This window comes from Pseudonocardia sp. TMWB2A, from assembly GCF_017312135.1.
The window spans coordinates 2,550,284-2,565,728 of the sequence record NZ_QKQY01000001.1 but is presented as its reverse complement, the minus strand read 5'-3'; the positions used below and the strand labels follow the sequence as shown (position 1 = coordinate 2,565,728).

At 59.0% G+C, this 15,445-nt stretch carries 16 protein-coding genes; 4 read left to right on the top strand and 12 right to left on the bottom strand.

Annotated elements, in window-relative coordinates:
• Window positions 1–5: 5 nt before the first annotated feature.
• The 3 genes from DMP17_RS11945 to rpsL are packed head-to-tail and all read right to left on the bottom strand — an operon-like array spanning window position 6 to window position 1,142.
• On the bottom strand, window positions 6–230 hold the full coding sequence (locus tag DMP17_RS11945) for a hypothetical protein (protein WP_337829296.1): 225 nt from the start codon (window positions 228–230) through the stop codon (window positions 6–8).
• Between the two features lie 46 nt (window positions 231–276).
• Window positions 277–747, bottom strand: a complete 471-nt coding sequence (rpsG, locus tag DMP17_RS11940) for a 30S ribosomal protein S7 (protein WP_337829295.1) — start codon at window positions 745–747, stop codon at window positions 277–279.
• Window positions 748–770: 23 nt separating this feature from the next.
• Window positions 771–1,142 carry a 30S ribosomal protein S12 gene (rpsL, locus tag DMP17_RS11935; protein WP_294035978.1) on the bottom strand — a complete coding sequence of 124 codons (372 nt, stop codon included), beginning with the start codon at window positions 1,140–1,142 and terminating at the stop codon, window positions 771–773.
• Window positions 1,143–1,794: 652 nt separating this feature from the next.
• Between rpsL and DMP17_RS11930 the strand changes: the two genes are divergently transcribed.
• Window positions 1,795–2,532 (top strand): hypothetical protein, encoded by a 738-nt coding sequence (locus DMP17_RS11930; protein WP_337829294.1) that lies wholly within the window; start codon window positions 1,795–1,797, stop codon window positions 2,530–2,532.
• Between the two features lie 683 nt (window positions 2,533–3,215).
• Here DMP17_RS11930 and DMP17_RS11925 read toward each other — a convergent pair.
• On the bottom strand, window positions 3,216–3,770 hold the full coding sequence (locus tag DMP17_RS11925) for a thiamine phosphate synthase (protein ID WP_337829293.1): 555 nt from the start codon (window positions 3,768–3,770) through the stop codon (window positions 3,216–3,218).
• Between the two features lie 156 nt (window positions 3,771–3,926).
• Here DMP17_RS11925 and DMP17_RS11920 point away from each other — a divergent pair, with 156 nt between their 5' ends.
• On the top strand, window positions 3,927–4,637 hold the full coding sequence (locus DMP17_RS11920) for a YggS family pyridoxal phosphate-dependent enzyme (protein WP_337829292.1): 711 nt from the start codon (window positions 3,927–3,929) through the stop codon (window positions 4,635–4,637).
• A 103-nt stretch (window positions 4,638–4,740) separates the two neighbouring features.
• On the opposite strand, the gene DMP17_RS11915 is transcribed toward DMP17_RS11920, so the two are convergent.
• On the bottom strand, window positions 4,741–7,605 hold the full coding sequence (locus tag DMP17_RS11915) for a TonB-dependent receptor (RefSeq protein WP_337829291.1): 2,865 nt from the start codon (window positions 7,603–7,605) through the stop codon (window positions 4,741–4,743).
• A gap of 123 nt (window positions 7,606–7,728) precedes the next feature.
• Complete coding sequence (pdeM, locus tag DMP17_RS11910) at window positions 7,729–8,481, bottom strand: ligase-associated DNA damage response endonuclease PdeM (protein ID WP_337829290.1); 753 nt, start codon at window positions 8,479–8,481, stop codon at window positions 7,729–7,731.
• A gap of 95 nt (window positions 8,482–8,576) precedes the next feature.
• Here pdeM and trhO point away from each other — a divergent pair, with 95 nt between their 5' ends.
• Window positions 8,577–9,452 (top strand): oxygen-dependent tRNA uridine(34) hydroxylase TrhO, encoded by an 876-nt coding sequence (gene trhO, locus DMP17_RS11905; protein WP_337829289.1) that lies wholly within the window; start codon window positions 8,577–8,579, stop codon window positions 9,450–9,452.
• On the opposite strand, the gene DMP17_RS11900 is transcribed toward trhO, so the two are convergent.
• The 6 genes from DMP17_RS11900 to DMP17_RS11875 all read right to left on the bottom strand — a co-directional run bounded on the left by DMP17_RS11900 (window position 9,395) and on the right by DMP17_RS11875 (window position 14,340).
• Window positions 9,395–10,513, bottom strand: a complete 1,119-nt coding sequence (locus DMP17_RS11900; RefSeq protein ID WP_337829288.1) for an aspartyl protease family protein — start codon at window positions 10,511–10,513, stop codon at window positions 9,395–9,397. The genes trhO and DMP17_RS11900 overlap by 58 nt on opposite strands.
• Before the next feature lie 76 nt (window positions 10,514–10,589).
• A complete protein-coding gene (rpoN, locus tag DMP17_RS11895; protein WP_337829287.1) occupies window positions 10,590–12,146 on the bottom strand; it encodes an RNA polymerase factor sigma-54 in 1,557 nt (518 codons plus the stop codon).
• An 8-nt stretch (window positions 12,147–12,154) separates the two neighbouring features.
• Window positions 12,155–12,970, bottom strand: a complete 816-nt coding sequence (gene lptB, locus DMP17_RS11890) for an LPS export ABC transporter ATP-binding protein (protein ID WP_337829286.1) — start codon at window positions 12,968–12,970, stop codon at window positions 12,155–12,157.
• Window positions 12,967–13,101, bottom strand: a complete 135-nt coding sequence (locus DMP17_RS11885) for a hypothetical protein (RefSeq protein ID WP_337829285.1) — start codon at window positions 13,099–13,101, stop codon at window positions 12,967–12,969. Before DMP17_RS11885 ends, lptB begins: the two co-directional genes overlap by 4 nt.
• A gap of 97 nt (window positions 13,102–13,198) precedes the next feature.
• The gene (locus DMP17_RS11880; protein ID WP_337829284.1) at window positions 13,199–13,579 is read right to left on the bottom strand and encodes a hypothetical protein; all 381 of its coding nucleotides are present in this window, start codon (window positions 13,577–13,579) and stop codon (window positions 13,199–13,201) included.
• Window positions 13,576–14,340, bottom strand: a complete 765-nt coding sequence (locus DMP17_RS11875; protein WP_337829788.1) for an EI24 domain-containing protein — start codon at window positions 14,338–14,340, stop codon at window positions 13,576–13,578. Before DMP17_RS11875 ends, DMP17_RS11880 begins: the two co-directional genes overlap by 4 nt.
• 105 nt (window positions 14,341–14,445) lie before the next feature.
• On the opposite strand from DMP17_RS11875, the gene DMP17_RS11870 reads away from it, so the two are divergent.
• Window positions 14,446–15,441: an adenosine kinase gene (locus DMP17_RS11870; protein WP_337829283.1), complete on the top strand. Its 996-nt coding sequence runs from the start codon at window positions 14,446–14,448 to the stop codon at window positions 15,439–15,441.
• Window positions 15,442–15,445: the final 4 nt, after the last annotated feature.

Below are 15,445 nucleotides of genomic sequence, written 5' to 3'. Positions count from 1 at the left end.
ATCGGTTACTCCGAAAGAGAGGGTTTAAAAAATGATTCCGGTTCCGCGAGCGCTTGGCTCTTGATGCGTCGCGCGAAATTTTTGCTTACCGTTCCGTCTTCTGATCCAAGCTGTTCCAACACAACATAGGATGTAGCAGTTTCCTGCAATTCTTCAGATGACACTTTACCGGGAAAATATCCCAGCTTCTTTGCAACATGCAAAAGAGCGCGCCGGACATTCTCGATCATACGATCTTGGTATTCTTCCCCTGTCACAGCAGCGCCCTTTACAATATTACCAACGGTAGTGGCTGAAAGCGCGGTTCGCTTCGGCCATACGGTGGGTATCTTCGCGCTTCTTGACCGCGTTGCCACGGTTGTTCGACGCATCGAGCAATTCGCCCGAAAGGCGCGCCGACATGGTGGTTTCGCTGCGGTTACGGGCCGCGGCGATGAGCCAGCGGATCGCCAGAGCCTGCGCACGTTCGGCGCGGACTTCAACCGGAACCTGATAGGTAGCACCACCAACACGACGCGAACGGACTTCGATGCCCGGCTTCACATTGTTGAGCGCGTCATGGAACAGTTCGATCGGGTTCTTCTTGGCTTTGGCTTCGACCGCATCAAGTGCGCCGTAAACAATGCCTTCAGCAACCGACTTTTTACCGTCAAGCATGACCGAGTTCATGAATTTCGACAGAACCAGATCACCAAATTTGGGATCGGGCAGGATGACCCGCTTTTCGGGACGACGACGACGTGACATATGATATATCCCTTCTTAAGCGATTACTTCGGACGCTTCGCGCCATATTTCGAGCGCGACTGCTTGCGGTCCTTGACGCCCTGCGTATCGAGTACGCCGCGCAGCACGTGGTAACGCACACCGGGAAGGTCGCGCACACGGCCACCACGGATGAGGACAACGCTATGCTCTTGCAGGTTGTGGCCTTCACCGGGGATATAGGTAATGACTTCGCGCTGGTTGGTCAGGCGGACCTTGGCAACTTTACGCAGAGCCGAGTTCGGCTTTTTCGGGGTCGTGGTATAAACACGGGTGCAAACGCCACGCTTTTGCGGGTTGGCATCCATTGCCGGAACCTTTGACTTCGCCTTTTGCGGAGTCCGGCCCTTGCGGACCAGCTGGTTAATTGTTGGCATGAAGACTTCACTTTCTTCGAGTTACTTTGCTGCACCCGCGAGGCCCCTGAACCCAAAGGATTCGGTCCAATAGAAAAAGACCCCGGGGGCTGAAAAACCAGCTCCGCAAGGCCCTCACACGCAACAGCAATGTTCAAGCTCTATTTATTTTGCGCGGCCCCCTGCGAAAAAACAGGAGCGGGTGACAGAATCATCCAAGGTCCAAAAGGGCTTCCGGCTGGCGCGCCTATACAGAGGTCGGAAAGCAGCGTCAACCGCCACCATTCTCGCGCCTTCCCTCACCCTTTTCGTGGCATACCGTTACGGCAAGGAAGGGGGTAAGAGGCATCCGTTCCCGATGCCCGGATGCGGGCGGTTCGTGGCGCGCGCGCCCAGCACGCTCTTCTATACCCCGATATTGCCCAAGTGATTCATCTCAGGCTCATTTCGCTTCGGCTAAAAGGCGTCACAATAATGCAACAGTCCCCCCATAAAGCGAGCCCGCAGCACAAGACTCCGGTTGGCGAGTCGGGGGGCAAGTGCTACATGAACAAAGAGCTTATGTGGAGTCGCCCGCGCACGCGATGCTTTCCCCCCGTTTTTATGACGGGATTTCAAGCGGATGCGAATAATGCGTGGAAGCTCCGGAACAGGGAAATGGGTCAGTAGGTCGATGAAACGGCTTGGAAGCATATGGACGGCAAAAAGCGCGCTGCTCGCAGCGACCGCGCTTGTCATGTCGCCCGCCCTTGCTGCCGGTTTTCTCGCCAGCACTGCGGCGCCCAAAGCGCCGCTGACCAGCATCGAAACGCCGATGGGCCGTTTCACGCCGGTGTCGGGCGATCCGGCGCTGATCCGTCAGCTTCAACAAATTTCCCATTCGTCGCACAGCGATTTCCGCTTCACCCCCGCTATGGCGAGCAAGGGCACGGAAAATCGCGCACTGACCGTTGTGGTGCGCGCGCCGTCTGCGCCGTCCGCCATCAACCGCCACCTCGGCGCGCTGAGCCCGACTTTGGGCGGCACGGGCGATACCAAACCGGTCGCAATTGCGCCGGTCGCTTATAATCTGGGCGCGAAGGTGGGCATGGACCGTTTTGCCGTGACCGACCGCACCAAGCTTGATTTGGCCGCAATGCCCAAGGTCAAGCCGGTAACCGCGCCCGCTGGCAAGCCGTCGCGCCTCGACACGGTGATGCGCGTCGATTCGGTTGAAAATGCCGCCACCGACCGTCCGCTCGATGGCGATCGCGCGGTCGAGGTTGATCTCGCCACCAGCTACAAGCTGACGCGCAACCTCAAGGTGACCGCAGGCGTCCGCTATAAGCAAGACAATGACCGTCTCCAGCCGATGACCGACACCCGCCGCGACAGCCAAGCGGTCTATATCGGCACGCAGGTCCGTTTCTAAACATCTCCGTTTTATGGGATGACTACGCCGTGCCCTTGGGTGCGGGCGTTGATGGTCGCCAATATCCAGTCAACTGACCCGCGTCTCGATGATTAACGCGATGGCGTTTGGGGGCAATGGTCCTTTGAAAGCTATTTGAAAACGCTTTTCCGCTCCCACTAAGGATAGGCGGTCAGGCGGCGCATCAATATGCCGTTGGCTGAATCGGCAGCCTAGTCCCTGAAAATGTTCACGCGGAGACGCGGAGGCGCGAAGGGTGGCAATAGGGAATGGTGGGCGATCCATGATTCGCGCCATTTCCAGCTATCATCGTTCTCCCGTAGGGAGGATGCTATTTTCCTACGTTGACAACGGAATTAAGGCTCACCTCAGCCCCGTCCCCCTCCGCGTCTTCGCGTCTTCGCGTGAATCATTTTTTCTCAAAAGCAGTGTGTGATTTGATGCACGCAGAGACGCAGAGATAAAAGAGACGCAGAAGGGGTGCGCCTTTGCCGGATGCAACAGGGGGATAGCCAACATTTGCGCCCGTCGGGCGCAGTCCGAATTATGGGGATCGTCAATAAGATAGCCGAAGTAGAGATAAGGAGAAAAAACCGCACATCCCCACCGCGTCTTTTTCTCTGTTGCCTCCCTTCCTCTGCGTCTCTGCGTGAACCAAAAAAAGCGCCAACACCTTTCCTACCTTATAACTCCGGCGTTTCCTCTTTAACCATCAGCGCATCAATCGCCGCCCAGCCATAGGCTCCATGCTCGATAAGTGCGGCAAAGCGCGCAGGCGTCATGCCGCCCAAGGCGATGACCGGTCCGCGCGCTTTCTGTGCCAAGGCGGCAAAGCCTTGCGCGCCCAACACTGCGCCATCCGGATGCGAGCGGGTCGGATAGACGGGGGACACCAGCGCCACCGCGCCGCCGCGATTGGCGCGCACCATTTCGCTGGCATCATGCACTGATTGGCTAACGCCCAGCCCCAAGCGCCGCGCCCACCGCGCGTCCCTGACCGCGCGCGCGGATTTGCCACTCAAATGCACGCCATCGGCTTGCCATGATAGGGATTTCAAAACACTATCCGCCAGATAAAGAAGGCACCCGCGCTTCCCCTTGCAAAGTCGCAGCGCAGCGCCAAACAGCGCCTTTCGCTCAGCGTCCGGCAGCGTATAGTGGCGGAATATCACCCCCGATCCCGGTGGGAGCGCCGCGACTGCATCGAGAAACCCCGCCCCCATCCGCTCGTCACTCATCAGCCATAAGCGCGGCAAGGGCATAGGCTGTGCGGCGCGGCCGATGTGTGCGCGTTCGACTCTAGCACGCCCGACTCTGGCACGCCCAAATCTGGCACGGTGCAACATAGGGCGGAAGGGCTGGCGGGACGGCATTGCTTTTCCTATAGCGCGGCCATGGAAAAATATGAAACGCCCCGCAAGACCCATGCCGCCCGCGCGCCGCTGGCAACGCTCGCCGACCGTTATGCCGATGTGACGCAGCGCATTGCCAAAGCAGCGGCTCGCGCCAAACGCGCGCCAGACGATGTTATGCTGATCGCGATTTCCAAAACTTATGACGAGGCCGCTATCCGCCCGCTGCTCGATCTGGGCCATACTATGTTTGGCGAAAATCGTGTGCAGGAAGCGCAGGCAAAATGGCCGGACCTCAAGGCCGATTATCCCGATGTTGCGCTCCATCTTGTCGGCCAATTGCAATCGAACAAGGCGGAGGATGCCGTCGCTTTGTTCGACGCAATCCATTCGGTCGATCGCCCCTCGCTGGTGGATGCGCTCGCCAAAGCGCGCGATAAAGCGGGCCGCTTGCCCTTATTGTTCGTGCAGGTGAATATTGGCGATGAGCCGCAAAAAGGCGGCTGCGCGATAGCCGACCTTCCCGCTTTGCTTGAACAGGCCAAGGCCAAGGATTTACCCATTGCGGGGCTGATGTGCGTGCCGCCGGTTGGCACCGAAGCGGCGCCTTATTTCGCGCTACTGCGTAAGCTCGCGCATGATCATGGCTTTAAGCTGCTCAGCATGGGTATGTCGGACGATTTTGAAACGGCGGTTGAAATCGGCGCGACCCATGTGCGGGTCGGCAGCGCGCTGTTCGGCGCACGGGGATAGGTGCAAGGGAATCGGGCGTAGGAGATAGGGACAAATCGGACCCATTAAAAAGGCCCCGTTCCCTTAACGGAAACGAGGCCTTTCTCCCCCCAAAGGAACCGGTTTAGAATTTACCGCGCAAGGTCACCCCATAGGTGCGCGGTTCGGCGAGGAACATACCGAAAATCTGGCGTCCGCCCGGATATTGCGGGTCGGCAAAGGCGGTATTGGCCGCGCCTTCCTGGAAGGGTGCGTTAAACGCGACCTGCGCATAATCCTGATTGAAGATATTCTGTCCCCAGACTTCAACCGCCCAGCGGCCATCCGGTCCGCGCAGACCCACGCGCGCATTGGCGACAAAATAGCCGTCCTGCGCTTTTTGCGGGAACAGGTCGGAACCGGTATTATAATCGCTGGTCATGCGGCCATCGATATAGAAGAGCGCCGACAGGCCGGACGTTCCGACATCGGGCGTCCATGACAGCGATCCGGTCGTAACCAGCTTGGGCGCGTTCGACATCTGGCTGCCGGGCAATTTGCGCAACGCCTGATTGAGCGGCGCGCCATCTTCGGTGCCGACGAGATTCTTCGAATATTTGGTATCCGAATAAGTGAGGCCCAGTCCGACGCGCAGGTTACGCGCGGGCACCAGCGAGGCTTCGAGTTCGACACCTTGCGAGCGCATACCGTGCTTCACATTATCAGGACTGCACGCGCCGCTGGCGGTCGCGCCGGCATTATAATTCGGCGTGCCAGGGAATTTCGACTGGTCGCGATCCGCGCCTTTGAGGTCTTCCGAACAGCCGTTCACATTCTGGACGATATAGACCGACCCGTCGAACGTGTTGAGCTGGAAATTGGTGAAGTCCTGACGGAAAATCGCCATGTTGAGGCTGAACGGCCCGGTCTGGTATTTCGCGCCAAGTTCGAACGCATGGACTTTTTCCGGATCGAATTGGAGATGGCCGACCAGTGCCTGCGCTCCGCCCGCTGCGGCAAAGGTGGTGGACGGCACAAAGGTTCCCGGCGTCGCGCCCGGCACCATCACCACACCTGTCGGCGATTTCAGCGCCGATTTGTCGAGGTTGAAGCCACCCGCCTTATAGCCGCGCGAATAGCTGGCATAGACCATGAGGTCATCGGTCGCCTTGTAAGACAAGACTGCCGTGCCGGTCCATTGGCTGTCCTTGCGGCTATCGGCAATCGACACACCGCTGAGCTCGGTGGTGTTATTGCCCTGACAGGTCAGGCCGATAAGCCCGCCTGCTATCGCGGACAGTGCCGGATTGGTGAGGAACTGATCCATCGCCTGACGCTGCGCAAGACAGGCTGTGTTATCATTATTGAACGTCGCGCTCAGCTTTTTCTTCTCGCTCGTGTAACGCACACCCAAGGTCAGATCGAGCTTGTCGGTGATGTGGACAATATTATGCGTGAACAGTGCCCAGTTTTTGCTGTTCTGATGGAAAATATCGAGCGTTGTGCCCTTGTCGCGCACCGCATCGAGCCGGTCGATGGCCGCAAGGATTGTGGGGCCAAGTTGACCGAAAGCGGCACCCACCGCTTGTCGGCCCGTCGCCCCGCCGAGCGCAGGTATCGGCGTTGTGCCGAGGCACCCTGTTGACCCCGGCGAATATGCGAACGACAGCGCCGTCCCCGAAATCAAACGACAGGTTGCAAAGCGGCCATATTGCGACCCGAACCGCAAATTGTCGGTGAGGTCGAGATCCTCATTGGCATAATAGCCGCCGACGAGCCAATCGAGCCGGTCGTCAAAGGCCGCCCCTTGCAGGCGTAATTCCTGACTGAAAGTTTCGAATTTGCGTTCGTTATTGCCGTCCGGGGCGCGGTAGAGAATATCGACCGCACTATAATCAAGGTCGCCGCCCTGATCGCTCTTATATTTACGCCAAGCGGTAATCGAGGTCAGCTTTGCGCCGCCGAAATTCCAGTTCAGCTCGCCCGAAATCCCCATATCGGTTGTTCTGCCGCCATAGCCCCGGCCCGGCGATACATTGATATTACGGTCATAGCCATTGTGGAACGAGGCGAGCGGCTGGCCCAGATCGCGCAGCACATTGACAATATTATTGCCATTGGGCGAGTTCAGCGGGGTCGCCAGCTCGTTGAGATTGCCGATATAGGGATTGGCGCTGCCATCGACATAGACCGCGCCGCAGCAGCGTTCCTTGCGATTGGTATAATCGCCGATCAGGCGGAAGCTCACATCATCGGACGGTTCGAACAAGAGTTGCCCGCGCACGAAATAGCGGTTGCGGTTGTTGACGTCGGTGTCGTTATTATGATCCTTGTAGAAGCCGTCGCGCTTCACCCACACGCCATCAAGGCGCGCGGCGAGTGTTTCGGTAATCGGGCCGGTGATGCTGCCCGATGCGCGCCACATATCATAATTGCCGTAGGTGAGTTCGGCAGTGCCGCCGAAGGTGAAGCTCGGCTTTTTGGAAATGATATGGATAAGGCCCGCCGACGCGTTGCGGCCGAACAAAGTGCCTTGCGGCCCGCGCAATACTTCGACGCGCTCAATTTCGCCCAGTTCGTTAAGGCCGATGCCCGAACGCGACCGATAAACGCCGTCGATAAATACCGCGACCGAGCTTTCCAGCCCCGGATTGTCGCCCACCGTGCCGATGCCGCGCAGACGCGCCGAGCCATTGGCTTCGGAGCCGGTCGAGGAGACGAGCAGCGAAGGCGCGACCTGATTAAGCTGGCGGATGTCATTGGCGCCCGAATTTTGCAGCGATTCTGCGCTCACCGCCGAAATCGCGAGCGGCACTTCGGACAATTGCTGTGCGCGGCCCTGGGCAACGACGACAATATCCCCGCCGACATCGCTTTGCGGTTCGGCCTGCGCAGCAGCAGCCGTCGCTTCCACAGCATCCTCCTGCGCATAAGCGGGTGCGGACAAGGCCATCAGCCCTGCGGACACCATTAATGTTGACGTGAAAACGCGATTGCGAAAACGCGACATCCTCTTTCTCCCTGTTCCCGGCCCCATTATTCAGGTACCGATATCCTCCATAATGCTTCTACGGTCAGCCTTGTAGCTTTGCTACAATATCAGCTGCAAATCCGCACATTTCTTATAGCTGCGTTATTTTTGCCACAGCGAAAGTTGCGCCTTTTCTTCACTTTCCGCTACGGAAAATGGAAAAGTAACCAATTTGTCGCGCGTCGGGACGAGGGCCTGATAGCCGCGCGGGAATAAAGCGGCGATGGCATCACTCGTCACATCAAGCCCGCCGGTAAGCGCGCCAAAAGCGGGAAGGATGAGGCGCCCACAGCTTAACCCGTTGGAGTCGCACCATTGTCCGCGCACGAAACAGGGACGCGCAATAATCCGCCCCGCAGCGCGGATGCGCGCTTTGGGATGATAATGGCCCGACACTTCGCCGCCTTGCGCAAAGGCTCCGGCTTCATGGCGCAGCAGCAAATCGCCGATGCGTAATTCTTCGGACACCGGCCCCGGCACACGGGCGCCAAGCCCCGGATCATGATTGCCGACAATCCAATGGAGACCATGCCGGTCAGCTAACTCATGCAGCATAGCGCGCGCGGCTTCGGGCAGGCGCTCCACACCGCCATCATCATGGAAATTATCGCCGAGGCAGTAAATATGCGCGGCATCCAATGTCCGCGCCAGACCGGCGAGCCGCTCCAAGGTCGCCATAGAATCATAAGGCGGCAACATCTGCCCGCGTACCGCAAACCAGCTTGCCTTTTCAAAGTGGAGATCGGCGACCAGCAAGGCGCGCGCCTGTGGCCACCATAAGGCGGTTTGCCCGACTACGCTGAAATGCGCACCGGCAAAGGGAAAGCTGCAGAGGTCCGGATCGTCCGACGTCATGACGCCTCTATGTGAGGAACAAACAGGGAAAACAAGGGCGTTGTGCCCGACACAAAACTCGACTTGGGGCCGAAGCGGCGCTATGGGCCTGCGCCATGTCCGCACCGTCCGATCCCCTTGATAATGCCGCGCCGCTGACTGTCGCCGCGCTATACCGTTTCGCGCCCTTTGCCGAACGCGATGCGATTGCAGACAGGTTGAAACAGGTGTGCGCCGATGCTGGCATAAAGGGGACGTTGCTGGTCGCCGATGAAGGGATTAACGGCACGATTGCGGGAAGCGGCGCGGGCATCGCCGCGATCATCGACCATATTCGCACTTTGCCCGGATGCTCGGACCTGGAAGTCAAATATTCGACCGCCGACGCGCCGCCCTTCAAACGGATGAAGGTGCGGCTCAAGAAAGAGATTGTGACGATGGGCGTTGCGGATATTGATCCGGTCGGCGGCGTCGGCACGCATCTGGCGAGCGCAGAATGGAACGCGCTCATCGCCGACCCCGACACTGTCATTATCGACACGCGCAATGATTATGAGGTGGCCATCGGCAGCTTTGAACGCGCGATTGATCCCGGCACGCGCTCGTTCCGCGAATTTCCCGGCTGGTTCGACGAATTTTCGCAAAAGCTGGACAATGCCAATCCGCCCAAAATCGCGATGTTCTGCACCGGCGGCATCCGTTGTGAAAAAGCGACCGCTTATGTGAAGGCCCAAGGCTTTGGCGAGGTTTATCATTTGGACGGCGGCATCCTCAAATATCTGGAAGAGGTTGCGCCCGAACAGAGCCGTTGGACCGGCGAATGTTTCGTGTTTGACGAACGGGTGAGCGTTACCCATGGGGTCGAACAAGGCACCCATATCAGTTGCAAAGGCTGTGGCCGCGCCCTTCCGCCTGCCGAGTCGGGCTCCCCGCTCTATGACCCCGGCAGCGCCTGCCCGCATTGTGCGCGCGCGGCACAACCGAGCGCATAGCGCGTTTCGCTCGCGCGCAGCACGCCGCCCGGCGTGATGAACCGCACCCGACGATTGGTAAAATCCACCTCGACTCGCCGGAACGCGCGCAACGTGTGCATGCCCAGCAGCATGGCGGGCTTTTTATCGAGCTTCAACGTTGTGAATGCCGACGATTCGGCAAATGCGATTGGCATATCGCGTAACGACATATTTCCGACTTCGACCTTGCGCGCCTGTGCCATAGTAGCAGGCAATTGTTGCCCCGTTACGCTGTATAATATCGTCGGAACCGCATTTTTCAGTCTTTTGCGTTTTTGTAACCGTTCAAGCAACGCGATATTGCCGATACTATATTGTGCACCGCTGTCGATCACGACAGTTACAGGAACCCCTTCAACGCTGGCTTCGGTAATGATGAGGCGCCCCATCCTGCGATTAGCGGTGACAACAATTTCACCTTTTTCCAAGGTCGCGGGTCTGCTTTCCCAGCGGGCTTTCTTCACTTCCATACGGTGGTTGTCAAAATCGAACACGACCAGCTTTTCCTGCAAGCTATCGACGCCGATCAACCCGTCCGCCCCCATATCCTCATCTTTGAGAATAGGCGCGACAAATTGCGAAACGCGCACATTGGTGAGGTCAAGACCATTAACATGGGCCGACGGCACAGACATGAAACCAGCGACCCCTGATATCGTCAAAGGCCCCGCAGAAGGAAGGCCGAGTTCGCTCGCCAGCTTATCCGAAATAACCGTGCGCTCTGACCCCGTGTCGACCAGAAAGGGCACCATGTTCCGATTATTTACCCGGACCGTGACCGTCATCCGGTTGGCACGATCATATTCTATGGCAGCGTGCCGTTCTGCTTCCGCCTGTTCGCTCGCCTGTACATCCGCCCGCTGGTTTGTGGCCGATTGTGCCGGGCTGGTTGCAGATTGCGAAGCACTTTGCATATCCTGACTTGCCACCGGTGTGCTTACAGCGAACAAGGCAAATACCGGCACCCCGAATAGCGCCATCATTGCGCCCGACAGCCTTTTCAGACGGGATGCTTCTGTCACACCCAAAGCTTTTTTCATGACAGTCTCTCCTTCACACTGCCAAGATTTACCGGGTGATGATACGCCTCATCCTACGATGATGAAAGGGAAAAACTTACCCCGCAAGCGCCTTTTGCCGCCGGCGCTGGACCGAAGAGCCAAGCCCCATGGATTCGCGATATTTGACCACGGTGCGGCGCGAAATGTCGAAGCCTTTGGCTTTCAGCAATTCGGCTAGTTTTTCATCGGACAGGATAGCGTTCGCATCCTCGCCCTCGATCAGCGCCTTTAGCGCCGATTTGACCGCCGTGGCCGACACCGCCTCGCCGCCATCGGCCGCCTGTATGCCGCTGGTGAAGAAATATTTAAGTTCGAATAATCCGCGCGCGCAGGACAGATATTTGTTCGACGTGACGCGGCTCACGGTCGATTCATGCATTTCGATCGCTTCGGCAATCGAACGCAGGGTGAGCGGCTTCAGATGCGATACGCCGTGGCGGAAAAAGCCTTCCTGCTGCTTCACAATTTCGGTTGCGACCTTGATGATGGTGCGTTGCCGCTGGTCGAGCGCGCGGATTATCCAATTCGCGCTGGCTAATTGTTCGGATAGCCATCCCTTGGATTCCGCCGTGCGCGCGCCGCCCGACAATTCGGCATAGTAGCTGCGATTGACAAGCAATTTGGGTAAGGTTGCGCTATTGACCTCGACTGCCCATCCGGCCTTGCGTTGTTCGACAAACAGGTCGGGGACGACCGCCTGCACCGCGTCAGAGCCAAAGCGTAAGCCGGGCTTCGGGTCATAGCTGCGCAACTCGCGGATCATGTCGGCCATATCTTCATCATCGACGCCGCATATGCGTTTAAGCTGGGCGAGCGCGCCCTTGGCGACCAGATCAAGATGCGCGATCAGCACCGCCATGCACGGATCATAGCGGTCGGCTTCTTTGGCCTGGATGGCGAGACATTCGGCCAAGCTGCGCGCACCGACGCCTGCGGGGTCGAAACGGTGGATGGCGGCGAGCGCCTCTTCGACCATATGGAGCGGCACGCCTAGCCGGTTGGCGACATCGAGCAAATCCGCGTCGAGATAACCGGCCGGGTCAATCTGGTCGATAAGATAGAGCGCGACCGCATGGTGGATGCCAGACAAAGCCTCACCCGCTTGCGCAATCAAATGGTCGGCAAGGCCGATATCGGGCGCGCTGAACATATCAAAGTCGATGCCGTCATCGCCGCCTGCCCCGCCGCTCAGCCCTCCTGCGCCGGACAATCCCCCGGATAGGCCTCCGGACAACCCTAACGCGCCGTCCATGCCCGGCCCTGTGCTGTCGCCCAGCCGGTCCGCAACGCTATCATGGTGGAAAGTGTCCGCGCCCAGATCTACGTCGAGCGTATCGGCAGCATGGACGCCGCGTTCGATCAGCTCGTCGGCGCGGCTCGGATGGTCGGAGGCGAGGCTTGCGCTGTCAGCCTCTGCGCCAGCATCACCCTCGCCGCGATTATCGCCATCATCGCGCACCGCTTCTAACAGCGGATTTTTGTCCAGCTCTTCGGAAATATAGGATTCGATTTCAAGGTTGGACAGCGCCAGCAGGCGGATCGCCTGCTGCAATTGCGGGGTCATTACCAGCGACTGGCTTTGCCGGAGATCAAGGCGCGGTCCAAGGGCCATAGCGGGGCTTAGAGGCTGAACTCCTCACCCAGATAGAGACGACGCACATCGGGGTCGGCGACCAGTTGTTCGGGGCTACCCGCGAACAATACTTTGCCGTCATAGATGATGCAGGCGCGGTCCACGATGTCCAAGGTCTCGCGCACATTATGGTCGGTGATCAGCACACCGATGCCGCGCTTTTTAAGATCTTTGATGAGGTCGCGAATGTCCGAAATGGACAAAGGATCAATCCCCGCAAAAGGTTCGTCGAGCAGCATGATCGACGGATTGGCCGCCAGCGCACGGGCAATTTCCGCGCGGCGACGCTCGCCCCCTGACAGCGCCATCGCGTTCGAGGTGCGCAGCCGCGTCAAGCCGAACTCTTCGAGCAATTGTTCCAGCCGCGCCGCGCGCGCCGCGCGGTCGGGTTCGACCATTTCCAGCACCGCGCTGATATTCTGTTCGACCGTCATACCACGAAAAATAGAGGTTTCCTGCGGCAAATAGCCCAACCCCAAAATCGCGCGGCGATACATGGGCAGGCCGGTAATATCCTGCCCGTCGAGCATGATGCGGCCATGGTCGGGCTTGACCAGCCCCATCACCGAATAAAAACAGGTAGTCTTGCCCGCGCCATTGGGGCCGAGCAGGCCCAACACTTCGCCCTTATCGACCGATAACGAAATATCTTTCAGCACTACGCGCTTGTCATAACTTTTGCCGATCGACACGACCGCCAGCCCGTGCGCCAGATTTTCTTCCGTAATCGGCGGCGCATGATGCAGCGCCGCTTTGGGCTTGGCGTCAGCGTCGGTCGCGGCATCCTGATGGTCGAGTGTCATTGATGATCCTTATTGATGCATAACAAGGCGCGGAAGGTTTGGAACAAACCACCGGCAAGATAGGGCGCGGGATTTAAGTTTACATTATCCCCGCCCGCTTTTGGCAGATATTTTGCTCCGATATTTTGCACCGGTATTATGCTCCGGTATTTCGCGCCGCTACTTTCAAGGCCTTTTGCCTCAAAGCGCGGCGAATGGAAAGACGCGGAGTCTTCAGCGCTTGAGCCCTTACCTTCTAAGTAACACGCTACAGGACGAGGCGGACATGTCGATGCCTGCGCGGTCGCGGGCTTCGGCATAGGTGACGACGGCCTCCGCTCCCGCGCGCGGGGCATAAAGATAGGCGTCGAGCACACAGCGGTCATTGACGAATTGCAGCTTGCGCCCTGCCCCTTCGCGCACATCAAGGCGCGGCTTGCCGAACAGGTTGCCGAGCGCGCGCGCATCCTTTCCCGCCAGTTCCACCGGCGCGCCGGGGCCTGCGCCAAGATAGGGATTGGGCGCGGGCCGCACCGCTGCGGGTGCCGTCTTGGGCGGAGGCACCGCCGCGCCGCACGCCGACAAAGCCGCCATCGCGACCAGCGGGACAATCAGGCGGGAAGGCGTCATATCATATCCTTTCGGGAAATCCTGTCCGTTCGGGTGGACGCACGGCCCTCTCGCGCATGAACGAGATGCACCGCCATCGCCGCCCCCAACACGGGCGCGAGCAGATTGACGAACGGCACCAGAAAAAGCAGCGCAACGATAAGGCCGAGCGCGATGCGCGTCGGGCGCGCGAGCGGGCGCATCATCGCGTCAGGGCTTATTTCATCCCGGCTTATGCCGCTCTGGCGTCCTTGCCCGCGCTGCTCGCCGCGATGGCGCGCCATCACCATATCTTGCAAATCGCGCCCCAATAGCAGGCCATTCACTGCAATCACCGCGACAATCATCCCGACGCCGGTCACCAGCAACCCGATATATACGGGCAGCGCAAGCAGATTATAGCCAATCGCGCGGCCTGCGGAGGCAAGGCCGAGCCTCATCCCCCGACCAATGCCGACCGGCTTGGCCCGCGCGGCAGCAGCGGGGAAATATTTGCGCTCGACCAAGTCGACCACCTCGTCGGAAAAAATCCCCATGACGAAAATCGCGATCGCGCGGAACAGGAACCAGCCTAGGCCGAACGTCACCAGAAAGGCGATCAGCGCCGATTCGCCCTCGCCCATCTTGTAGCCAAGCTGCGGTGCGACCGCGAGCAGCGCATAATAGCCCGCCACGCCCAGCAAAAGGAACAGGCCAAGCGTCAGCAGCACGACTTTGGCCACCACCCATAAAATGCGCGGTTCGAATAATTGCCGCAAGGCGAGAAGAAAGGCTTGCACCATCACGGCTTGGAATGACCCGCTAATAGTCAAAGGTCAACAATAGTTGCGATAATCGGCGACACCGCTTAGGGGCGGACAAAAGTTTTAACCGAGGTGATCCTGTAAATGACTGCTCCCCGTTATGACATTGTCGCCGTCGGCAATGCGATTGTCGATGTTCTGGCCCGCGCCGAAGATGCTTTCATCGAAGAACGCGCACTCGTCAAAGGCTCGATGCGCCTGATTAATGATGAGGAAGCCGCCGACCTTTATGACGCGATGGGGCCGGGCATGGAAATGTCGGGCGGTTCTGCCGCCAATACGCTCGCCGGCATGGCAGCTTTGGGGGCGCAATGTGCGTTTATCGGGCAGGTCGCCGATGACCAGCTTGGCGGGGTGTTCCGCCATGACCTGACCTCGCTCGGTGTCGCTTTCGCGACAGCCGCGCGCGCAGGCGAACCGGCCACCGGCCGCTGTCTCATCCTTGTGACGCCCGACGGGCAGCGCACGATGAACACTTTCCTTGGCGCAGCACAATATCTGCCCGAAAGCGCGCTTGATGCCGATGTGATCCGCGCAGGCGATATTCTCTATCTCGAAGGCTATTTGTGGAACGCGCCGCAATCGCGCGCCGCGATGGAAGGCGCCATTGCTATCGCCAAACAAGCGGGCCGCAAGGTCGCTTTCACTTTGTCCGACACTTTTGTCGTGATGGGCCATCGCGACGAATTTCTGGCGCTGATGGACGAAGGCAAGATCGACATCATGTTCGCCAATGAACATGAGCTGGCAGAGCTTGCCGGCACCGGTGATTTTGACGCAGGCGTTGCGGCGGTCGCGGCAAAAGTCCCGCTGCTCATCGCCACGCGCGGGGCCAATGGCGCGGTCGCGGTAACGGGCGGCGAACGCTATACGGTCAAGGCCGAACCGATTGATGCGGTGATCGACACCACCGGCGCGGGCGACCTGTTTGCCGCAGGTTTTCTGGCCGGTCTTGCGCAGGGCCGCTCGATTGACGATGCGCTCACCATGGGTGCGGTCAGCGCCCGCGCGGTCATCGCCCAGGTCGGCCCGCGTGTGCAGGGGGATTTGAAGGCGTTGGTCGCGAACGGGTTAGGCTGAACGC